This is a genomic window from Chlamydia sp. 16-02 (assembly GCF_042235055.1).
Lineage (GTDB): Bacteria > Chlamydiota > Chlamydiia > Chlamydiales > Chlamydiaceae > Chlamydia.
On sequence record NZ_CP114172.1, the window covers coordinates 453,682 to 475,010 of the forward strand.

Below are 21,329 nucleotides of genomic sequence, written 5' to 3' on the forward strand. Positions count from 1 at the left end.
TAACATTCGTCAAGATATTATAGATGCGCTCTTGTCTCCCTAAAGCTCATCTTTAATATCTTGATCTTTCTTACCCCCTTTTATTATCCCTTGCCTAATTTGCCTTTCTGATTTATCTAACACATATCTAGTCAGTGAATGTTCGCAGTAGGTTTTTGTTCTATGAAGTGGCTATCAGCTACAGCTGTTTTTGCTGCCGTGCTCCCCTCGATTACAGTATTTGGTGAACCCCTTTCGAAAGAATTAAACTCTAGTTATAGAGGATCAGGATCAAGCATTTCAGATTCTCATTCGAATAACTTCACGCAACAAACACAAGATGAGAGCGGAACAACTTATATAGTTTCTGGGAATGTCTCATTCACAACATTCACAAACATTCCCGAGCCTAAGCCAACTCCAGCAGCTGAACCAGCACCAGCACCCACACCAAGTGATCAAGGCTCCTCCAGCAGTAGCGCACCACAGCCAACAACAGGACAAGCTAGCACTATTGCTCAACCTCGGGAACAGCTTTATCTATCTATCCTACAAAATCTAAGTTCCTCATCATTTGCTCATTTTTCAAGATTACATCAGGACAATTTTGATCTTAGTAATTTCACATCTGAGGAATCTCATGCACTAAGTTTCCCTCTAGCTGCAGCTCCTGTTACAACCGTAGATCAATCCACTTCTACTCCCACTCCAAAAGGCGGTGGAGCTTTTTATAATGATAAAGGTGGTCCCCTATCATTTATTACCTATGCTGGAAATCCAGGATCTATCTCCTGCTCTCTAATCAAAATGACAGGAAAGGGAGGAGCAATATACTCCAAAGGTCCTATATTTTTTGATGGATTAGAAAACGTTACATTCAAAGATAACGTATCCCAAGAAGCTGGTGGCGCTCTATTTACAGATTCTACGCTAACCATCAGGAACATCCTTAATTCTATCGAATTTACAAATAACGCTGCGCGCGTTCCTGTTCCTCTGATTCCTCTTCAACCATCCACACCTGTAACGCCAGCAGTTCCTGGAACTGGAGGTGTTGTGGCTCCTAGCAGTTCTCACGATACTCATCCTTTCCGCAGATATATAGCGGAAACAGGAAGTGCTGATGCAAGCTCTCAAACACCTGATCTCCCTACATATACAACAGAAACCGCAGGAAACGGTGGAGCCGTCTTTGCTAAAGGTGCAATTGTCATCTCTACTTATAAAGATATGACTTTCAGAGGTAACTCTGCAGAATTCCCTCCTATTATCGACTTAATCAGAGAACAAATCGAAGCCATTAAAAAAGCAAAAGCTGTGGCTCCTAAAGTTTCTAACATCTTATCTTCCGATGCTGCTGCTGCTCCAGTTCCCTCTCCAGAACCTGTTATCAAAGGATCCGGAGGAGCTATCTTTGGTTTGGATACTATTACTATTAGTGATGGATCTGAAGATACCCTATTCATATTAAATACTGCTACAGGGGCTGGGGGTGCTATCTATGGAGATAAAACGATCTCGATTAGTAAGGTTGCTAATTTAAAATTCCAAAGCAACTCTGCAGATACCCGCGGGGGAGCAATTTATTCTAAAGAGAATCTGACAATACAAGATTCTTCCATCCTTACCCAGTTTAATGGAAACAACGGGAAAACTGGTGGTGGAGGTATTTATTGTCTAGGAGACGTAACTCTTACAAACCTTTCTCAAGCACGTTTTGGGGCTAACAAAGCTGGAAATTACGATCTTACTATCACTGTACCCAGTAAAGAAAAACCCATTGCTGCTGCAGCTTCTTCTCAACCAGCGCAAGCACTTGTACCTATTGTTCCTCCTTTAGGGAAAGGTGGGGGTATCTATGTTGAGAAAAATCTTAATGTTTCTAAGATTGCTTCAACTTTAGAATTCTTAAATAACCAGGCTACGGATCATGGTGGGGGAGCTTATGTTAAAGGCACTCTAACATGTGAAAATTCTCATAGAATACAATTCACCACAAATACGTCAAAAAAATCTGGTGGTGGTCTGTATTGTGAAAGCGATGTGACATTCACAAATCTTACAGGAAAAACTCTCTTTCAGGGTAACGTTGCTACAGAAGAGGGCGGAGGTATCTGCTTAGCACCAGAAAAATCTCTAACCTTATCGAACTTAGAGAGCTTTTGCCTAATAAACAATACCTCGAGCAAAAGTGGCGGTGGGGCAAACATCCCTAAAGAGCTTATTTTTACATTCCCTAATCCTAATCCAGACTCTTCCGCTACAACACCACCTGCTGCGGTTCCTGTATTTGGAAGTGCTGTTATTACTGGAAACCAAGCTACAGAGCATGGTGGTGGTGTTTACACAACAAAAGCTTCCTTCACTAGTCTTGAATTGATCGATATTGGTCAAAACGCTGCTAAAAATGGTGCTGGTCTCTGTACACAAACTATACCTGCAGCAGGTGCTGTTGTGGCTGTAGTTGGACAACCTCCTCAGGATGATTTAGACTTTAAAGTTGACTACGTTATTACGACAAATGTCACGAAAAACGCTGCCTCACAAAGTGGTGGGGGTGTTTACGGTAAAAAAGGAAAAATCTCTCGTCTTGATCATTTAAACATCACAGGAAACTCCGCAGGGAAATGTGGTGGCGGTCTCTACTTTACAGAAGCATTGACTCTTGAAGGTATTGAAGTTTCAAAGATCTCAGAAAATACTGCAAAAGAAGCTGGTGGTGCGATCTATGCGAAAGCACTTACCTGCACAAACCTTCCTGCAGGATTAACTATAAGCAATAATAAGGCAGAGACTACCTCGACTACTACAACAGACCCAAATGCTGCTAGTGTCCCTACAGCAATTACTGGCGGTGCCCTTTATGCAGAAACACTTGTCTTAGAAAAATTGGTGGGAAATTGTACATTCTCCGGTAACCAAGCTATTGATAACAATGCAGTTATTGGAACTAACAATCCTCCGGCAGATCCTGATATTCAAGGTGGAGCGATCTATGCTAAAACCACCTTCACCCTACAAAATAGCACTGGAAATCTAACCTTTTCAGGCAACTCTGCAACTACAAAACGATCTGCAACAACAGGACAGGTAGCCGGTGGAGCTATTTACGCTCCTACTGTTACAATTACAAATTGTTCTCAAGCTATTAACTTTGTCAATAACTCAGCTGTATGTACACCAGCAGAACCTCCTGCGGGAGCTATACAAATCACTCCAAAGGAAACCTTTGGTGGAGCTATTGCAGGAACAACTAGCGTTACATTTACAGGTAACCAAGCATTATTTTTCAAAGGCAACTCTGCAGACATCGGTTCGGCAATTGGATGCAAAAATAACGGTTCAAACGGTACAGTAACATTTACCGATTCCGTCTACTGTTCCTTTGAAGAGAATATAGCTAAAAATCGTGGAGCTATCTACGCAGCTACCCTATCTATTCCGAAAGGATACATGAACTTTTCCAACAATAGTTCTGCAAATGATGGTAGTGCGATTTATTTCACAAAACAGGCAGATATTACGGCTGCTTCGTCTATTCTGTTCCTTAACAATAAGGTTACCTTAGCACAAACTCCCACCGCTCAAGGACAATCTGCAGTTAAAAACTTAGGTGCAGCGATCTATGGTGAAGGAACTGATAGCACAGATGCAATATTAAACCTTACTGCTTTAGGTGGTAGTATCACATTTAAAAATAACCAGTGCCTGCCTGCAGCACAAGAAACTGCTACTTCTTTTTGTAGTATAACAGGGAAAGTTAAACTCACTCTTAACGCTGCAGAAAATCAATCAATTAACTTCTACGATGCTGTAAATACTAAAACAGTTAAGACAGGTAGCAGCTATGAGACCTTAGATATCAATAAAGCAGCTACAGGGGACAATCCTCCAAAATATACAGGAACTGTACTATTCTCTGGAGAATTTCATGAGCATAAGTCCTTCATTCCTCAAAAGACTGTTTTACATAACGGAACGTTAGTTTTAGGGAAAAATACAGAATTAAATGTTATTTCTTTTGATCAGAAACCTGGATCTTTACTCGTTATGGGACCAGGTGCGGTATTATCTACTCAGAAGCCAACAACAGGTGGAGGTGGAACGACCGGAGGTATAGCAATTAATAATCTTACTATTGATTTTAGTGAGATTGTTTCGGAAAACGGAGTAGCCACCCCACCTGCTTTGAAATTAGGGGTTGAACCAGTACGAGCAGCAGGGCCTAGAGGGCATAGAAGTGAGAAAAACTCAATTCCACAAGCTAATAAAGTTGCACCTGATGTAAATCAGGAAAAAATCTACCTGACAGGTACACTAACCCTTATAGATCCTTCGGGAGCCTTTTACCAAAACCCCTACTTAGGCGAAGATCGTGAAATTGAATTATTAAAACTACCTACGGAATCTAGCAAAGTAGATATTTCTGACCTAACTTTAGCAGGAGATACCAAACCTCAAAAAGGTTATATTGGTACCTGGACATTAGGTACAGCAGATCAAAACGGCAAGCTACAAGCTAGCTGGAAATTTGAAGAATATCGTCGATGGGTCTATATCCCTCGTGATAATTACTTCTACGTTAACTCTATTCTCGGTTCTCAAAACTCCTTGATTGCTGTAAAGCAAGGCATCGTCAACAATATGCTTAATAACGCACGTTTTGATGACGCTGCTTACAATAACCTTTGGTTATGCGGTATAGGATCGTTCTTACAGAAAGAACAAGGAGAAGAAGCTAGATCCTTCTCTTATCATAGTCGTGGCTATTCACTCGCTATAGATGCTAAACCACGTCCTGAATTTATTCTAGGAGCCTCATTTAGCCAAGTCTTTGGACACGCTAAATCCGAAAAAACTATTGAGAATTACAAGCATAAAGGTTCTGATCACTCCTTCCAGGGAACTTTATATGCCGGTAGAGCCTTATATTTGCCTCATAGACAAACAAAAGCCCCACGCCCGATACTTCTTCAGGGTGTGATGACTTATGGCTATATGAAGCACGATACAACCACCTACTATCCATCCATTCAAGAGCGTAATCTTGGCAATTGGGAAGATCTTGGCTGGCTGTTTGATGTTCGTATGATTATTGATTTAAAAGAGCCTTCAAACAATTCCACAACAAGATTCTCCTTCTACTCAGAAGCAGAATATACAGGAGTACGTCAAAAACAATTTACAGAACTTGACTATGACCCTAGAACATTCGATTCTTTCGCTTATAGAAATCTTGCAACTCCTTTAGGTTTTATTTTCGAAGGGGCTTTGATACAATACGATATCCTGATGTACAACAAGCTCTCTCTTGCTTATGTACCCGTTATCTATAGGAATAAACCGCAATGTACTTACAGAGTTGACTCCACAGGACAAATCGGTGAAGTTTCTGGTGTAATTCCTACAAGAAATGCAGGAAGAATAGAGTATAGCTCGCAAATCTATCTAGGCCCATACTGGACACTCTACGGCACCTATACTGTAGATGCTGGAATGTCTTCATTAGTACAAATGGCTAACTGTGGCGCACGTATGATCTTTTAAAGCTAAAAGCTGAGAAACTCATCTATTTGAATTTGTTTTGTAATTGTAGAACCTAGGAGGGTTCTCAATTACAAAACTAAAGACGGAACAATACGGTCCCAAAGAATAGAATTTAGATATCTTTATTGCTCATAATAACGACGCATTCTATCAAAGTCCGCAGTATACAATTCATCAAGAAGATAAGCCTTAAATAATCCTGGACCTTCACAGCGTTCACGAGCAAGCATTCCACAAAGAGTAAAATATTCTACACCTAATCGTGTAGCTTCAAAAGAATCATCTATTATCGATCTAAATGCAGCAAGCACCCCAGTTAAAGAGCAACCCATTCCCGTAACGCGAGACATTAATGGATCTCCGAGCTCTATAGTTGCACTACGATTTCCATCAGTAATAAAATCTACAGCGCCAGTAACAGCAACAGCACAACCACATAAACATTCGTTAGCTAAAGCGATTGCCATATCTTTAGCATCATGGGTAGTATTAACAGAATCCACTCCACGTGTTTCTGTAGGAACATCTCCAAAAGAGAGAATTTCACTGGCATTTCCCCGAACAATCGTAGCATGGGTAAGCAAATGATGAGAAACTTCTGTTCTAATTTTTGTAGCTCCTGAACCTGCAGGATCAAAAATTACAGGCTTATTCTTTCTTAAAGCAATGTCTACCGCTCTGTAAGACCTCTGAATAAATAGATGATCTAGAGTTCCAATATTAAGATAAACAACCGAACTTAATCCTATTAACTCTTCTAACTCTAAATCGGACACACTCATAATAGGTGAAGCTCCGATAGCTAGAAAGCAATTCGCAAGAAAATCCATAGAAACGTAATTTGTAATGCTCAAAATTACGGGTTTTTCCTTTTTTATGCGCTGCAGTGCTTCATTCATTCGTTCTAACATCTAAGTCCCCTATCAACAATTTCTCTTAGTGTTTTTGTTACTAAACTCGGATTTTGCGCAGAATGAAACACTCCAATAGCAGCAATACCTGCAGCACCAGCTTCCACCACTTCAGCAGCGTTACTTTCATCGATGCCACCAATAGCAACTATAGGATGTTCGCATAGAGAAACAGCCTGTTCTAAACCAGAAAATCCCCAAAGATTGGTAGCATCGGGCTTATTCTGAGTTGCAAACATCGCGCTTAACCCTAAATAATCAATCGGTAAAGTATTGGCATTGAGAAGCTGATCAAGAGTATTTACATTCCACCCTATAATCTTATCAGGACCTAGAAGCTCTCTAGCCTCTATAACATCTCCATCTGTTTGCCCTAAATGAACGCCTGAAGCATCCAAATCTAAACATACAGATACGCTATCACTGACAATTAAAGGAATTTCCCAAGGATCTAGGATCGACTTTAACGCTTCTCCAAAACTTAAAATTTCCCTGTGTGAAAGCCCCTTTTCACGAAGGTGAACAGAAGTCACACCAGACTGTATGCAAACAGCTATAAAATCGAGATATTCCTCTACCGGGGTGTTCTGTCTATTGGTGATTAGAATGAGTTTGAAAAAGTCTTCTTCCAAAGGTTTCCTCCCTACATATGCACACGTTTACGCAAGAGAGAAGAGGTTAAAATATCCCTAAAGAAAACCCTTAAGAACAGAAATGAACGCAACTCCCTTCGCAAGTATTAACTCGAGCAGGTTCTAAGAACTTTTTTCATCTAAACAGCAAAGATTCACACGTTTAGAGGTTCTAGAGAATTAAAAAATCAGGACAGGTTAAAGCAAATATCCTTGATATACAAGAATAAAAAATACAAAAGGATATTTCTCAACGTTTATTTTCAATTAATAGATTGATAGGATGAAGAAGAATGGATTGCTAGAAATTGACGGAGAGAGAGGGATTCGAACCCTCGGTACGCGTTAACGCACACACGCTTTCCAAGCGTGCTCCTTAAGCCACTCGGACACCTCTCCACTAGCTAAATAAGGATATTCTTTCGAAAAACTTGAACTGAAGATATCCCAATACATCCATTTTTATCAAGATTCGTCTGAATACAAAGGATTTTTAAAAAATCTACAAAGCTATTTTGAATTCATTCTTTATTAAAATTGTGGCTCAATAGGATAATAGTTGAATTCATCAATCTATTTAGATCATGCGTAGAATATTCATCCTTCTTTTGTTCCTCTTGTGTTGTTCCTATACTTTTGGAGACTCTAAAACAGAACAAAAACACGTCCTTGTTAGTATAGTTCCTTATAAATTTCTAGTTGAACAGATAACAGAGGACACTTGTGAGGTATGCTCTATAGTTACTAATAACTATGATCCTCACACCTATGAACTGTCTCCCCGACATATGGAAAAATTTCTTCGTGCGCAACTTTGGTTCCGTATGGGAGAAAATTTTGAAAAGTCCTGCGAGAAAAACGTTTCTTGTCCTCAAGTAGATCTTAATAAAAACATTCAAGTAATTCCTGGATATACAGGATGTTCTCATCATTTTCACAGCTTTGATACCCATACATGGTTAAGTCCTAAAAATCTGAAAATACAGGTAGCGACTATTATAGAAGCCCTGTGCTTCTATTTCCCGGAACATTCTGCGTTATATCAAAGTAATGGAGAAAAATTACTTAAGACGCTTGAAACCCTAGATATAGAAATTCAAGAAATCACAGCCTCTGCTAAGCAGCGTCATATTTTAGTCGCACACGGAGCCTTCGGCTATTTCTGTAGAGATTACAATTTTTTCCAACATGTTGTCGAAAAAAGTAATCATGCTGATCCCTCCCCAAAAGATGTTGTCCGTGCCGCTCAAAGTATTCGTGAACACGGGATTTCATCTATGATTTTACTCCGTCATGCAGGCAAACGCAGTAGTGCTATGCTCGCTGAACGCTTCCATATGGATATAGTAAATTTAGATCCCTATGAAGAAAACGTTATAAATAATTTGAAAACCATAGCAACAACTCTTGCTAATTTATGACAATACAAATACTCGTTAAGGATCTTTCCTTCCGCTATGGACCAAAAAGCTCTTGGATCATCAATAATGTGTCTTTTATGATTCATGAGGGAGATTTTGTCGGTATTATAGGACCTAACGGTGGCGGAAAAACAACTTTAGCTATGCTCATGCTAGGTTTATTAAAACCTACTCTAGGAACTCTAGAAACATTTTCTACATGCAGAAAAGAATCTGAATTAACTATCGGATGGGTTCCGCAACACTTCTCCTATGACTTTTCCTTTCCCATTTCTGTGAAAGAAGTTGTTCTATCAGGAAGGCTTTCTTTTCTTCGCTGGCATGGGAAATATTCTAAATACGATCATGAATCTGCTGAGCAAGCTTTAGAAACTGTAGATCTTTTACATCATAAGGATACCTGCTTTTCCCATCTATCTGGGGGACAGATACAACGAGTGCTACTTGCTAGAGCCCTGGCATCTCATCCTAAACTACTCATCCTGGATGAACCTACAGCAAATATCGATCCTGAAAATCAACAACGCATCCTACAGATTCTCACGGAACTTAATGCCCGGTGTACGATTCTTATGATCACACATGATTTGCATCATACAACTAGTCACTTCAATAAAGTATTTTATATGAGCAGAACTCTAACAACATTGACCAATACACCAACAATATCTCAAGAGTTTTGCTGCGATTCCTTCGAAAAAAAGGCTGATCTATGATTTCTTTTTTTGATCATATCCTTCCCGCGCTACTCTTACCGTCTCTACTTGCAGCTCTAGGAGCATCTATTGCTGGGGGAGTTGTAGGAACATACATCGTAGTGAAACGTATCGTTTCTATTAGTGGAAGTATCTCCCATTCTATTTTAGGAGGAATTGGTCTTACCTTATGGATTCAATATCGACTGAATCTTGAATTTTCTCCTATGTACGGGGCTATAGTTGGAGCAATAATCCTAGCAATCTGTATTGGAAAAATTCATCTCAAGTATCAAGAAAGAGAGGATGCCCTCATTGCTATGATTTGGTCTGTTGGCATGGCAATTGGGATTATCTTTATCTCCCAACTCCCTGCTTTTAATTCAGAGCTAGTGAATTTTCTTTTCGGAAATATTCTTTGGGTAACTACTCATGATCTCTATAGCTTAGGGATACTAGATGTTGTTGTTCTCACAACCGTAGCGCTCTGTCATACAAGATTCCTTGCGCTATGTTTCGATGAAAAGTACATGATGCTCAGTCGCTACTCTGTACAAACATGGTATTTCCTTTTACTAATTTTAACGGCAATTACCATTGTTATGCTGATTTACATCATGGGTGTTATCTTAATGCTAAGCATGCTTGTTTTGCCTATATCGATCGCTTGCAGGTTTTCCTATAGAATGGTCAACATTATGATTGTTTCCGTTCTCTTAAACATCCTATGCTCATTTTCCGGAATTGTCCTTGCCTATGCCCTAGATTTCCCTGCAGGACCAACGATCGCTATTTTGATGGGTATTGCTTATACAGTAAGTCTATTTGTAAAAAGACTATTCAGTAGATCCACACCTTCCCCGGTAAGTCCGGATAACATCACAAATTTTTCAGAGGGAAAGAGTCTCTGAAAATTCTCTAGGCGTTCCTGCCTCTCATCAGGAAGAAGATCATCGATTTTATTTAAAGCGATGATCCTGCCTTTATCTGCAAGATCTTCTTTATAATGTAAAAGTTCGTCCATGAGAATACGTAGATCTTCTTCGGGAGAGGATCTCTCGCATCCACAAATATCAATAACAAATAATAACAATCTAGTGCGTTCAATGTGCCTTAGAAAATCTAATCCCAAACCACGATTTTGATGAGCACCTTCTATGATTCCGGGAATATCTGCGATAATCCATGGTTTCTGGTACAATCTCTCCTGACAGGGAACCAACCCTAAGACAGGCTGAAGTGTAGTAAATGGGTATGCCCCCACCTTAACTTCTGTTTTAGCAAGAGTATTAAATAATGTGGATTTACCAGCATTTGGGAAGCCTACAAGACCGATATCAGCGATGAGTTTTAACTCTAGCTCGACTTGCCGTACTTCTCCAGGTTTTCCTGGAGTGGCTTTTGTAGGAGCACGATTGGTAGATGTCTTGAAGAAAGTATTTCCTTTTCCACCTTTGCCTCCACGACAAATAACTAAACGTTCTCCGTCTTTGGCAAAATCATAAAGAATTTCTCGAGTCTCTACATCACGTAATAACGTTCCTTCAGGAACTACCAAAACCAAATCTTTTCCGTTTCTTCCAGAACGATTATTAGTTGCTCCAGATTGTCCATCCTCAGCCTTTAAGAAGCGTATATTCCTATAGGATTCAAAAGAGTACACGTGTGTAGCTGATTCGATAACAATAGATCCACCAACACCGCCGTTACCACCATAAGGACCGCCTTTCGGTAGATATTTCTCCTTTCTCCAAGCTACAACACCGTTACCGCCTTTACCAGCACGTAACTCTATAGTAATTTGATCTAAAAACATTGTATACTTATCCCTAAATCGTAAACGCTGTTAAAACAGAAAAGCCCCATTTTATGCGTGAGCAAAAAACAGAGCTTCCTAGATAATTGGTTTTTGAAGAGTCTTTTAAGACTTATTCTGGAAGAACAGAAATATATGTACGATCTGTCTTCTTAGTGACAACAATACCGTCTATTAAAGCAAATAAAGTATCGTCACGACCTCTACCTACGTTTTGAGAAGGGTGCCACTTAGTGCCTCTTTGTCTTACAAGAATACTTCCTGTGGAAACTCTTTGTCCTGCGCCCACTTTCATGCCGAGACGCTTTGACTCTGAATCGCGACCGTTACGGCTTGCTCCCTGACCTTTCTTATGTGCCATTTCAAAATCCTTTAGTTATCCACCAGTCGATTACATCACTAGATTACTAATTTTTACTCTAAGATAGTTCTGACGGTGTCCAGTCTTACGATGATAATTTTTACGTCTTTTGTATTTATAGGCAGTTACTTTTTCTCCACGAACTCGAGAAAGCAACTGACCTTTTACTACAGCGTTCTTTACCGTAGGAGTCCCCAAAGAAACTTTAGATCCATCAAAAGTAAACAACACTTGATCGAAAACAACTTCTTGCCCCTCGGAAACGCCGTCTAACAATTCGACGTCAATTACATCTCCTTCAGTAACCTGATATTGCTTGCTTCCGGTCTGAATTATCGCGTAAGACTTCATTAATTCTTTCCTTATGATTCTTTATTCTGTGCTTAGGACTCAATAGATTTGCCAAATACTTTAGCAAACCCTGAAATTATAAAAAATACAAAGTCCTTGATTTTAGTTTTTCAAGAAAAACTAGACACGTTGAACGTTAACCGAGTATGGCCGGAGCCGGGGTCGAACCGACGACACAAGGATCTTCAATCCTCTGCTCTACCAACTGAGCTATCCAGCCATTTCAGTAGGTTATCATAGGGAAATATTCGCTTTAAATCAATGATATTTCTAAGAACATAAACTCTAATCAAAGAGTTTACGAAAAAATCAGACCGGCAGATGTATAACTACGATTTTGGGAATATTCAGGAAGAATTTGCTCTCTTCTATTTCTAGAAAAAATACTTTTAAATGGAATGCAAATAATTTTAAAAAATAAACAAAGAATTTTTAGCACTAAAGTAACAATCCCTAACCCACAAAATTCCATCAATCCGGTGACTGTATAAGCAAGTATTTTTCTTTTACTTTCACCACGTAGATTAACAGACCATACGCTGAATAACTTGATTAATCCAATGACTGAACCAATCACAGGAATTACTGCTAAAGCTGAATTTTTCAAAGCCGTAGGATTCGTTAGATCCCAATCATAAGAGATATCCCAAATACCTTCATCATCTCTAGGAAATAACATATAACAATTTCTAGGGAATATTTGTCCTATTCTATCGTCAAAATCTTGGGTTGTTTGGAATCTGATTTGCATAGCTGTAATTAAAATCTATATTAGAATAAAAAAATCATAATATTATTAATCATTTTATATTAAAAATAAATTACTTTCTAGGGTTCTATATAGATTAAAATAATATTTTTATAGATTGACTAAGATTCTATGTAGAGGAATTTTTATACATGTATAGGTGCGTGAATTCTGATTATTTTGTATATTTTCTCACGGGATTCTCAACTTAGGGTAAAATTGAGCTTATGGTGATTTACAACCCTATTAAATGGAGATAATCTCAAAAAAGGAATATTAAAACGGTACAATAAATATGAACGCAGAAAATGACTCTCCTTTGCCTAAACCGCAATGGATTTATCGTGTAGGAATCGGGCAAGATAGCCATCGTTTCCTTTCCGAAAGTTCTGCAAAACCCTGCATTTTAGCTGGGGTAATCTTTGAAAATAGTCCTGGTTTCCAAGCAAATTCCGATGGTGATATTGTCTTCCACGCTATTTGTAACGCTATCTCTTCTGTAACTCATAGAATCATACTAGGAGAAGTTGCCGATGAGCTTTTCCATACTCGTGGTATTACCGACAGTAGTGTGTATTTATCCGAAGCTATAAAATCCTTAAAATCAAACCAAATGATTTCTCATGTAGCTATTACTATCGAAGGAAATCGTCCTAAATTTCTCCCAAAACTCTCTGCTATGCGACAAAGTATTGCCTCAGCTTTAAACATTCCTTTAGGATCTGTAGGTATTACTGCAACCTCTGGGGAAGGGTTGAGTGATTTTGGCTGTGGTGATGGTGTACAATGTTTTTGCGTACTCACAGTTATGGAATATTGCAATTAATAGACATCGATAACATAACGACGCTCTTCCTTCAATTGGGAGAGCTTATCTTTCCCTAAGATATCTTCTAGAGTCTTTTTAACTTCACTTCCCAACACCTTACTTCCGCAAACAAAGAAGTATGCTCCCTCCTCATAGGCTTTCAAGACTGTATCCGTCTCTTTTCTGAGTAGATCTTGTACATAGATCTTTTGATCTCTATCACGAGAAAAAGCTAAAAAAAGCTTCAATAATTGGTTGTCAATAGCTTGTTTCCAAAAATCCTGATAATAAAAATTGGCTTTTTCAAACCGTTCTCCAAAAAAGAGTAAATTCATTCCCGGATCTTTATTATAAATACGCTGCTGTAAGAAACCTTTATACGGAGCAATTCCTGTCCCTGAGCCAATCATGACGATGGGCTTATTCTGAACATGATTTCCAATGGTAAAATGCTTGGTAGGCTGTACATATGCATAACAGCTCTCATCTAACTCTAATTCCTTACATAAAAAGAAAGAACATACTCCATGACGCTGCTCGTACTCTCCAGGGTAACTTACAAGCCTAACCAAAAGTTCTATCTTTTTTTCTTTGGGATGTGGAGCAGAGGCTATCGAATAAAAGCGGGGTAGCAAAGGTAAGACACTTTGTACAAATAGCTCTATAGGAATATTAGGTTTGTATTTTTGGATAGCATCATAAAAATTTATAGGATCTTCTGTATCAGGGAAAAAGGGTTTAAGCTTCGTTGGAATTTTATCTATATTTGCGTGGCATCTTAAAAAATCATAGAAAGTAACGTGGGAAGATTCTCGAGTCTGCACTAGTTGTTTTGGAGAATAACGTAAACATTCGAGAATCTTCTCAACAACACTTATAGGATTCTTTGGAAACACACCCAAAGAATCCCCTACCTTATAAAGTAGATTAGAATCTGTTGTACTGAAAAACAATTGATAGACATGGCCTGCATCAGAAGAAGCAATGGTAGAATCGCAACAAGAAATGAGCTCTCGCGAGAGAAGAGAAACCCTCTGAGCTTTAAATTTCTCTAATAAATGCATGGCCTAGCCAAAATAACTTATGCGGCCTTGATCTTAATATCAACCCCTGCTGGAAGAGCTAACATTTTTAAGGCATCTATAGTTTTTCCTGTAGGATCCAGGATATCTATTAAACGCTTGTGCGTACGAATTTCAAACTGCTCCCTAGACTTTTTGTCTACGTGAGGAGAACGCAACACAGTGTATACTTCCCTCTTTGTAGGCAAAGGAATAGGACCTGCTACACGAGCGCCTGTTCTTTTAGCAGTCTCAACAATATCTGCGGTTGATCGATCTAGCTGTCCTTGATCGAATCCTTTCAGACGAATACGGATTTTCTGTTTTTGCTGCTTCATATATTCCTTACTTCTTAACAATCTCTTCTTGAATTTTTTGAGGAACCTTAGCAAAGAAGGCGGGTTCCATTGTTGATGTTGCTCTTCCGGAAGTCAAGGATCTTAAAGATGTTGTGTATCCAAACATTTCACTTAAAGGAACCTCGGCATTCACTTGTGCCATACCTCGTGAAGATTCCTGACCTAAAATTTTTCCACGACGACGATTCAAATCGCCAATAACATCTCCTAAATGATCCTCAGGAGTCGTGACTGCGACTTTCATAATAGGCTCTAGAATGACCGGAGTAGCTTTTCTACAGGCTTCTTTCACAGCCATTGAACCGCATATTTTAAATGCCATCTCACTGGAATCCACTTCGTGATATGATCCAAACACGATGTTTACTTTAACATCTACTAGACCATAACCAGCAAGGACACCTGTATTTAAGCCTTCTTCTACGCCTTTCATAACTGCTGGAATATACTCTCTAGGGATAACACCACCAACAATTTTGCTGACAACTTCGTTGCCCTTTCCTGGTTCATTTGGCTCAATCTCGAGGCAAACGTGAGCATATTGTCCACGACCACCAGACTGTTTCACGTATTTCGTTTCGCTATTACCATTCTTGGTAATTGTTTCTTTATAAGAAACTTGAGGCTTGCCAACATTAGCTTCCACTTTAAATTCGCGAATCATACGATCGCGAAGAATATCTAAATGTAGCTCGCCCATTCCAGAGATAATTGTTTGTCCAGTCTCTTCATTTGAAGTAACACGGAAAGTAGGATCTTCTTCAGAAAGCGCACTCAATGCTTGAGCTAGTTTCTCCCTATCTCCCTTAGATTTCGGCTCAATAGCCATATCAATCACAGGTTCAGGAATCTCAATACGCTCAAGAACAATTTCCTGATTATCATCGCAAAGTGTATCACCCGTAACTGAATATTTTAAACCTACGCAGGCACCGATATCTCCAACAGTAAATTCGTCTCTATCGGTTCTTTCATTAGCATGCATCTCTAGCAAACGAGAAATCCGCTCTTTTTTATCCTTAGTAGAATTAAGAATTGCTGAACCTTTTTTAAGAGTTCCTGAATAGATGCGTATAAAGGTGATACGACCAACATAAGGGTCTGTCATAATTTTGAAGGCAAGAGCAGCTAGAGGCCCGTCTTTTCTAGGCTCTAAATGAACTTCTTCGTTGTTCTTTAGATTAATTCCATGGATTACACCACGATCTTTAGGTGAAGGTAACCATCTCACGATAACATTGAGAAGCTGCTGGACACCTTTATTTTTAAATGCGGTTCCACACAATACAGGGTTAATTTTATTTTCAATAACCCCTTTGCGCATCGCGTCATGGATTTCTTCTTCAGTAATAGAATCTGGATCTTCGAGAACTTTCATCATGAAAGCTTCGTTACTTTCATCTACTGTAGCAAGTTCTTCAAGAAGCGCATACCGAAGCTCCGCACATCTATCTTTAAGTTCTTCGGGAATTTCACGTTCTTCCCATTTAGCACCTAAAGTTTCATCTAGGAAATATAGAGCCTTTTGCGAAATCAGATCGACCATTCCAACAAATTGGCTTTCAGCACCAATAGGACAGTGCACAGGAATAGCATTAGCGCCAAGTTTTTCTTTCATGGATTCTACGGCTGTAAAGTAATCCGCACCCATACGATCCATTTTATTTACGAACGCTATTCGAGGGACACCATACTTATTCGCCTGTCTCCATACGGTCTCCGATTGAGGCTCAACTCCAGACACTGCATCAAATACAGCTACGGCACCATCTAAAACACGAAGAGACCTTTCAACTTCAATAGTGAAGTCTACGTGCCCAGGAGTGTCAATAATATTAATTTTACAATCCAGCCAGAAAACAGTCGTTGCAGCAGAGGTGATAGTAATACCTCTTTCTTGCTCCTGTTCCATCCAGTCCATGGTGGCTCCGCCTTCATGAACCTCACCAATTTTATGAGTTCTTCCAGCGTAATAAAGAATTCTTTCTGTAGTTGTCGTTTTTCCCGCATCGATATGGGCCATGATACCGATGTTTCTAATTTTGCTTAAATCGAATTCCTGATCACTCATGAACTTGTTATGCCTCTTCCAAACCGAGATTAAATATTATTTTACCACTTATAATGAGCAAATGCTTTGTTAGCTTCAGCCATACGGTGGGTATCTTCACGTTTTTTAATAGTAGCTCCCTGCTTATTGAAACAATCAATGAGCTCGGTTGCTAATCCCATTTCCATAGATTTTCCAGGCTTTGCTCTAGCGTGTTTAATAATCCATTGCATAGCCAAACAATCTCTTCGACCGGAAGCAACTTCTACAGGAACTTGATATGTAGCCCCACCAACACGACGAGAACGAACTTCAAGTAAAGGCTTCGCATTTTCCAAGGCTTCTTCAAAAGCTTCTAGAACATTCTCTGCTCCTATTTTCTTAGAAAACCTCTCTAGGGCAGAATAAACTATCTTTCTAGCGATGCTTTTTTTTCCATGCATCATAACCTTATTAATAAACCTTTCTAGGGTTACACTTCCGTAGATAGGATCTGCTGGAATTACTTTCTTCTCAGCGGCATGTCGTCTTGACATATAAATTAACCTCTAACTTCTCATTCCTAAATAAAGAATAGTCCTACTTAGGACGCTTTGCTCCGTATCGAGAACGGCTTTGTTTTCTATTTTTGACAGCAGCACAGTCTAGAGCTCCGCGAACGATATGATAACGAACACCGGGCAAATCTTTAACCCTACCACCTTGAACCAAAACGATGCTGTGCTCTTGTAAATTATGCCCTTCACCACCGATGTAGGCGATAACTTCTTGGCCATTCGACAAGCGCACCCAGGCAACTTTACGTAAAGCTGAGTTCGGCTTTTTAGGAGTCTTTGTCTTCACTTGTAGGCATACACCACGTCTCTGCGGGCATTTCTGCAAGGCTGGAGATTTCTTTCTAGACGCGCTAGATTGACGCTTTTTACGTATTAATTGATTAATGGTTGGCATGTATCCTTCTCAATTCAACCTAACTACTATAAGGGGGAAAATATAGAGTAAGGATCCCTTTGTTTGCAAGGGCTTATTTTTAGATAGGAATTGGGGCATAATCATCTGATATTCAAAAAAATCATTCTAATATGAAAAACTTATTTTTCAGTTTTAGAATTCAGAAAACGACTCCCCACCTTCATAGGAGAAGAAATTAGGCATTATCATTCAAAAGATCAGCGGAGTGAAAACAATAATCTACTACATTATTGTTAATATAACCAAAAAGAAACCCCAAAACTATTTGCTGGAGATCTTCTTTTGAACAATAAGCTGCTTCTTTCCCGTTTTGAATAAAATAAATATACGATCCATCTTCGGATATATTTTGTACAAATATCGTAGGGATGACACGAGAAAGCAAACGCCTTGCCACAGTTGAATTTGCAATGCCCGTCAAAGCTTCTGTTGAATTCTCTGATAAAAAAAGAACATCTACATGGGGCAATAATGACCAAATCCGATCCCTAAACTGATACGCAATACGTGAGTTATTGAGATCAAACATAATTTTCTGTGACTGGTTTCTACTCTTTTTTAAAAAACTTTCTATACAGAAACCAGAAATCAATAATTCACTATCAATGAGAGTATAGCCTCCGTCTGGAGATAGACAAAGTTCTGTTGAATACTCAGAAACATTTTGAAGAAAATAACATAAGGTATCTTCTTGATTCGGACAACGCAAGACTAGCCGAAATTGATCTAACTCATTAAATGCAGGGCCATACTCCGTCTGTTTTAGATAACTAAAGTAGGGATTCCCGTTACGAAAACTCTTGATACCCAGATTTGCTAGCTGATCTTCTGTAAGACTTAGAGGCTCCTTCCTCGTCACGCGGATAGGGTCTTCTGGGAAAGCTCCTTTGTACATAAAAAAAATTTTTTTAACATCGGAAGCACTTATAGTCTGGATCTCTCCAATTTTCAAATTACAACTTTCAATAAATTCTCCATCAACATCGAGGACGACGTCAATAAAAGGGCTACCAAGTAGGGTAAGAGATTTAGGCGGTATCCAGGGGAACTCTTCAGAATACGCGCAAGAGAAGGCTCCGGGAATTAAAAAGGAAACCATCAATGCAAAAAAATAAAGATAATGCATAAAAGAATCTCAAAAACAATCTAAGGTGTAATATTAGATTTAAAACTTTTATTTTCAGTGTTTTCTTATGTCATTTTTTTTATAATATTTATTCTTTAAGTCGAAGGAAACCCATGACCACGGAAATTCCAGTCAATTCTTTACGCATAGACTTTCAACAACAAGTGTATGCTTCTTCCCGTAATGTTGTGATGATCGCAATGGCCGCTGTATTTTTGATTCTAGCTTTGATTTTTTCTGGTTTAAGTTTCCTTCCCCAAGCAACACTACCATTTTCAGGAGCCTATTTTGTTATGGGTTCCTTCTTAGTTTTCATTGCAGCCGGAATATTATTGATCAATACACTTTGTGACATGTGCAGCAAATTACGCCCCCTCGCTCCGCCATCTTAGAAAGAATATTTTTTTTTACCAAACTGTTTATTCTAAATAGTTTTTTTTTGAGATTAAAAATCTTCGCTCAAGCCTGAGGATTTTGTGTCGATGTTACGAATATCCATGATCAACAAAGATATTTGTAATGATAAAAATACTACGTCTTTGCGCTCTTGTTCTAACGTGCTTCCCTAGTTTATCTTTTGCTTCTGAATTACTACATGAAGAAGACATCCGAAAAACTGTTGATAAGTTAATTGAATATCATGTGGATGTTCAAGATATCTCTTCTGATATTCTTATGCGTTCATTAATAGGATACTCCCAATCATTCGACCCCCATAAAGCTTATCTTACAGAACAAGAAGTAAGTAATTTTATCCAATCTACGGATATCAAAAAGCGCCTATTGAAAAATTATAAAACGAATAATTTTTCAGTGTATCAGAATTTAAATCGTGTAGTTAAAGATAGCATTACTCGAGCACGTCAGTGGCGAACTGAATGGTTATCTGATCCTGAGACACTAGTTAAAGAAGCCTCTACACATGTACTTATTAAAAAACCTAAGTATTGGGCACAGTCTACCCAAGAAGTAAAAGAAAGACAGCGCTCTTTACTCCTCTCTTATATTTCTGTGTATCTATCAGATAGTTCTAAAGATAGATATCAGGGCAAAGAAGCCTCTTTAACTAAACTCTGTGTACGCCAACTCGAAGCATATGAGAACCCTTATTTAGGTGTGAATGATTACGGGAAACCCATGTCACCTCAAGAGGAATCCCATCACTTTCATGTTCGTGTAGTCAAGGCTATGGCTCACAGTTTGGATGCTCATACAACATACTTTAGCAAAGATGAAGCCCTTGCTATGCGTATTCAATTAGAAAAAGGCATGTGCGGAATTGGTGTAATCTTAAAAGAAGATATTGATGGGGTTATTGTAAAAGAGATCATTCCTGGAGGACCTGCGGACAAAGCTGGAGACCTGCATATTGATGATGTGATTTATCGTGTTGATGGCAAAAACATAGAAAATCTTCCCTTTAGAGCTGTATTAGACTGTCTTAGAGGATCTCAGGGCTCTGAAGTCATCTTAGATGTACACAGCCAAGATCAAAACCGCACGGTGAAATTAAGACGTGAAAAGATCAGTTTAGATGATCGTCGTGTGGATGTTTCCTATGAGTCTTACGGTAATGGGGTTATTGGAAAAATCACCCTACATTCTTTTTATGAAGGAGAAAATCAAATCTCTAGCGAACAAGATCTAAAACGTGCAATTCAAGGTCTACAAGACAAGAATCTCCTAGGGTTAGTTTTAGATATCCGAGAAAATACAGGAGGTTTTCTATCACAAGCCATTAAAGTTTCAGGATTATTTATGACTAACGGAGTCGTCGTGGTATCCCGCTATGCAGATGGCAGTATCAAACGTTACCGGACAGTGTCTCCTAAGAAATTCTATGACGGTCCTTTAACTATTCTTGTTTCGAAAAGCTCCGCATCTGCTGCAGAAATTGTTGCTCAAACGCTACAGGATTATGGCGTAGCTATAATTGTTGGTGATGAACAGACTTATGGGAAAGGAACAATCCAGCATCAAACAATTACGGCAGATTCTGATAAAGAGGGATTCTTCAAAGTGACTGTAGGGAAATACTACTCTCCTTCCGGGAAATCTACGCAACTTCAGGGTGTACGCTCTGATATCCATATCGCTTCGCGCTATTTTGAAGAACCTTTAGGAGAACGTTATCTAGAACACCCCCTACCTGCGGATAGTTGTGACAATGTGATGAATGATAATTTGGGAGATCTGGACTCCCATATGCGTCCATGGTTTCAAAAATACTATACTCCAAATTTACAGAAAGAAGAGACTGTATGGAGAGAGATGCTCCCTCAGTTAACTGCAAATAGTAAACAACGACTAAGTGAAAATAAAAACTACAAGATCTTTTTAGATGAACTAAAAGACCCTTCAGAGGCAATTCGACCTTTTGGAAGCAATGATTTACAAATGGAAGAATCTGTAAATATTTTAAAAGATATGATTCTTTTAAGAGATCGTAAATCTCTCATTCCTTGAGGAGGCTAAGTGCCTCCTAATGTCTC

At 38.9% G+C, this 21,329-nt stretch carries 19 protein-coding genes and 2 tRNA genes; 7 read left to right on the top strand and 14 right to left on the bottom strand.

Annotation, left to right across the window (positions count from 1 at the left end):
- Window positions 1-162: 162 nt before the first annotated feature.
- The gene (locus tag O1W70_RS01855) at window positions 163-5,526 is read left to right on the top strand and encodes a polymorphic outer membrane protein middle domain-containing protein (RefSeq protein WP_375797291.1); all 5,364 of its coding nucleotides are present in this window, start codon (window positions 163-165) and stop codon (window positions 5,524-5,526) included.
- Window positions 5,527-5,648: 122 nt separating this feature from the next.
- Here O1W70_RS01855 and thiM read toward each other — a convergent pair whose 3' ends face one another.
- The 3 genes from thiM to O1W70_RS01870 all read right to left on the bottom strand — a co-directional run bounded on the left by thiM (window position 5,649) and on the right by O1W70_RS01870 (window position 7,468).
- Entirely contained in the window at window positions 5,649-6,437 is a 789-nt protein-coding gene (gene thiM / locus O1W70_RS01860; RefSeq protein WP_375797292.1) for a hydroxyethylthiazole kinase, read from the bottom strand.
- Window positions 6,431-7,069 carry a thiamine phosphate synthase gene (gene thiE / locus O1W70_RS01865; protein ID WP_375797293.1) on the bottom strand — a complete coding sequence of 213 codons (639 nt, stop codon included), beginning with the start codon at window positions 7,067-7,069 and terminating at the stop codon, window positions 6,431-6,433. The genes thiM and thiE overlap by 7 nt, the downstream gene beginning before the upstream one ends.
- Before the next feature lie 312 nt (window positions 7,070-7,381).
- Window positions 7,382-7,468 (bottom strand) — tRNA-Ser (locus O1W70_RS01870).
- A gap of 185 nt (window positions 7,469-7,653) precedes the next feature.
- Between O1W70_RS01870 and O1W70_RS01875 the strand changes: the two genes are divergently transcribed.
- The 3 genes from O1W70_RS01875 to O1W70_RS01885 are packed head-to-tail and all read left to right on the top strand — an operon-like array spanning window position 7,654 to window position 10,096.
- The gene (locus O1W70_RS01875) at window positions 7,654-8,490 is read left to right on the top strand and encodes a metal ABC transporter solute-binding protein, Zn/Mn family (RefSeq protein ID WP_375797294.1); all 837 of its coding nucleotides are present in this window, start codon (window positions 7,654-7,656) and stop codon (window positions 8,488-8,490) included.
- Window positions 8,487-9,206 (top strand): metal ABC transporter ATP-binding protein, encoded by a 720-nt coding sequence (locus O1W70_RS01880; RefSeq protein WP_375797295.1) that lies wholly within the window; start codon window positions 8,487-8,489, stop codon window positions 9,204-9,206. The genes O1W70_RS01875 and O1W70_RS01880 overlap by 4 nt, the downstream gene beginning before the upstream one ends.
- The gene (locus O1W70_RS01885; RefSeq protein ID WP_375797296.1) at window positions 9,203-10,096 is read left to right on the top strand and encodes a metal ABC transporter permease; all 894 of its coding nucleotides are present in this window, start codon (window positions 9,203-9,205) and stop codon (window positions 10,094-10,096) included. Before O1W70_RS01880 ends, O1W70_RS01885 begins: the two co-directional genes overlap by 4 nt.
- Here the strand turns inward: O1W70_RS01885 and obgE are convergent.
- The 5 genes from obgE to O1W70_RS01910 form a co-directional block, all read right to left on the bottom strand.
- Window positions 9,994-11,001 (bottom strand): GTPase ObgE, encoded by a 1,008-nt coding sequence (gene obgE / locus O1W70_RS01890; protein WP_375797297.1) that lies wholly within the window; start codon window positions 10,999-11,001, stop codon window positions 9,994-9,996. The genes O1W70_RS01885 and obgE overlap by 103 nt on opposite strands.
- Window positions 11,002-11,113: 112 nt before the next feature.
- Complete coding sequence (gene rpmA / locus O1W70_RS01895; protein WP_117273882.1) at window positions 11,114-11,362, bottom strand: 50S ribosomal protein L27; 249 nt, start codon at window positions 11,360-11,362, stop codon at window positions 11,114-11,116.
- Between the two features lie 30 nt (window positions 11,363-11,392).
- Window positions 11,393-11,713 (bottom strand): 50S ribosomal protein L21, encoded by a 321-nt coding sequence (rplU, locus tag O1W70_RS01900; protein ID WP_213240322.1) that lies wholly within the window; start codon window positions 11,711-11,713, stop codon window positions 11,393-11,395.
- Between the two features lie 147 nt (window positions 11,714-11,860).
- Window positions 11,861-11,933, bottom strand: a tRNA-Phe gene (locus tag O1W70_RS01905).
- A 78-nt stretch (window positions 11,934-12,011) separates the two neighbouring features.
- The gene (locus O1W70_RS01910; protein WP_375797298.1) at window positions 12,012-12,392 is read right to left on the bottom strand and encodes a hypothetical protein; all 381 of its coding nucleotides are present in this window, start codon (window positions 12,390-12,392) and stop codon (window positions 12,012-12,014) included.
- 364 nt (window positions 12,393-12,756) lie between these two features.
- Between O1W70_RS01910 and ispF the strand changes: the two genes are divergently transcribed.
- A complete protein-coding gene (ispF, locus tag O1W70_RS01915) occupies window positions 12,757-13,287 on the top strand; it encodes a 2-C-methyl-D-erythritol 2,4-cyclodiphosphate synthase (protein WP_375797299.1) in 531 nt (176 codons plus the stop codon).
- Here ispF and O1W70_RS01920 read toward each other — a convergent pair.
- The 6 genes from O1W70_RS01920 to O1W70_RS01945 form a co-directional block, all read right to left on the bottom strand.
- Entirely contained in the window at window positions 13,284-14,333 is a 1,050-nt protein-coding gene (locus tag O1W70_RS01920; RefSeq protein WP_375797300.1) for a sulfite reductase flavoprotein subunit alpha, read from the bottom strand. The two genes, ispF and O1W70_RS01920, sit on opposite strands and share 4 nt — an antisense overlap.
- A 17-nt stretch (window positions 14,334-14,350) precedes the next feature.
- Window positions 14,351-14,668, bottom strand: coding sequence for a 30S ribosomal protein S10 (gene rpsJ / locus O1W70_RS01925; protein WP_006342871.1), 318 nt, complete (start codon window positions 14,666-14,668; stop codon window positions 14,351-14,353).
- A 7-nt stretch (window positions 14,669-14,675) separates the two neighbouring features.
- Window positions 14,676-16,760, bottom strand: a complete 2,085-nt coding sequence (gene fusA, locus O1W70_RS01930) for an elongation factor G (protein ID WP_375797301.1) — start codon at window positions 16,758-16,760, stop codon at window positions 14,676-14,678.
- A gap of 41 nt (window positions 16,761-16,801) precedes the next feature.
- Complete coding sequence (gene rpsG / locus O1W70_RS01935) at window positions 16,802-17,275, bottom strand: 30S ribosomal protein S7 (RefSeq protein ID WP_375797302.1); 474 nt, start codon at window positions 17,273-17,275, stop codon at window positions 16,802-16,804.
- A gap of 43 nt (window positions 17,276-17,318) precedes the next feature.
- Window positions 17,319-17,690: a 30S ribosomal protein S12 gene (gene rpsL / locus O1W70_RS01940; RefSeq protein ID WP_006342868.1), complete on the bottom strand. Its 372-nt coding sequence runs from the start codon at window positions 17,688-17,690 to the stop codon at window positions 17,319-17,321.
- Between the two features lie 196 nt (window positions 17,691-17,886).
- On the bottom strand, window positions 17,887-18,837 hold the full coding sequence (locus O1W70_RS01945) for a hypothetical protein (RefSeq protein WP_375797303.1): 951 nt from the start codon (window positions 18,835-18,837) through the stop codon (window positions 17,887-17,889).
- 113 nt (window positions 18,838-18,950) lie between these two features.
- Here O1W70_RS01945 and O1W70_RS01950 point away from each other — a divergent pair, with 113 nt between their 5' ends.
- Both O1W70_RS01950 and O1W70_RS01955 read left to right on the top strand, forming a co-directional pair.
- Window positions 18,951-19,229, top strand: a complete 279-nt coding sequence (locus O1W70_RS01950) for a hypothetical protein (protein WP_375797304.1) — start codon at window positions 18,951-18,953, stop codon at window positions 19,227-19,229.
- 127 nt (window positions 19,230-19,356) lie between these two features.
- The gene (locus tag O1W70_RS01955; protein ID WP_375797305.1) at window positions 19,357-21,303 is read left to right on the top strand and encodes a S41 family peptidase; all 1,947 of its coding nucleotides are present in this window, start codon (window positions 19,357-19,359) and stop codon (window positions 21,301-21,303) included.
- The last annotated feature ends 26 nt before the right edge of the window (window positions 21,304-21,329 follow it).

Coding starts and splice junctions, on each gene's coding strand:
- O1W70_RS01855 (WP_375797291.1), top strand. CDS start 163: ATGAAGTGGCTATCAGCTACAGCTGTTTTTGCTGCCGTGCTCCCCTCG.
- thiM (WP_375797292.1), bottom strand. CDS start 6,437: ATGTTAGAACGAATGAATGAAGCACTGCAGCGCATAAAAAAGGAAAAA.
- O1W70_RS01875 (WP_375797294.1), top strand. CDS start 7,654: ATGCGTAGAATATTCATCCTTCTTTTGTTCCTCTTGTGTTGTTCCTAT.
- O1W70_RS01880 (WP_375797295.1), top strand. CDS start 8,487: ATGACAATACAAATACTCGTTAAGGATCTTTCCTTCCGCTATGGACCA.
- O1W70_RS01885 (WP_375797296.1), top strand. CDS start 9,203: ATGATTTCTTTTTTTGATCATATCCTTCCCGCGCTACTCTTACCGTCT.
- obgE (WP_375797297.1), bottom strand. CDS start 11,001: ATGTTTTTAGATCAAATTACTATAGAGTTACGTGCTGGTAAAGGCGGT.
- rpmA (WP_117273882.1), bottom strand. CDS start 11,362: ATGGCACATAAGAAAGGTCAGGGAGCAAGCCGTAACGGTCGCGATTCA.
- rplU (WP_213240322.1), bottom strand. CDS start 11,713: ATGAAGTCTTACGCGATAATTCAGACCGGAAGCAAGCAATATCAGGTT.
- O1W70_RS01910 (WP_375797298.1), bottom strand. CDS start 12,392: ATGTTATTTCCTAGAGATGATGAAGGTATTTGGGATATCTCTTATGAT.
- ispF (WP_375797299.1), top strand. CDS start 12,757: ATGAACGCAGAAAATGACTCTCCTTTGCCTAAACCGCAATGGATTTAT.
- O1W70_RS01920 (WP_375797300.1), bottom strand. CDS start 14,333: ATGCATTTATTAGAGAAATTTAAAGCTCAGAGGGTTTCTCTTCTCTCG.
- rpsJ (WP_006342871.1), bottom strand. CDS start 14,668: ATGAAGCAGCAAAAACAGAAAATCCGTATTCGTCTGAAAGGATTCGAT.
- fusA (WP_375797301.1), bottom strand. CDS start 16,760: ATGAGTGATCAGGAATTCGATTTAAGCAAAATTAGAAACATCGGTATC.
- rpsG (WP_375797302.1), bottom strand. CDS start 17,275: ATGTCAAGACGACATGCCGCTGAGAAGAAAGTAATTCCAGCAGATCCT.
- rpsL (WP_006342868.1), bottom strand. CDS start 17,690: ATGCCAACCATTAATCAATTAATACGTAAAAAGCGTCAATCTAGCGCG.
- O1W70_RS01945 (WP_375797303.1), bottom strand. CDS start 18,837: ATGCATTATCTTTATTTTTTTGCATTGATGGTTTCCTTTTTAATTCCC.
- O1W70_RS01950 (WP_375797304.1), top strand. CDS start 18,951: ATGACCACGGAAATTCCAGTCAATTCTTTACGCATAGACTTTCAACAA.
- O1W70_RS01955 (WP_375797305.1), top strand. CDS start 19,357: ATGATAAAAATACTACGTCTTTGCGCTCTTGTTCTAACGTGCTTCCCT.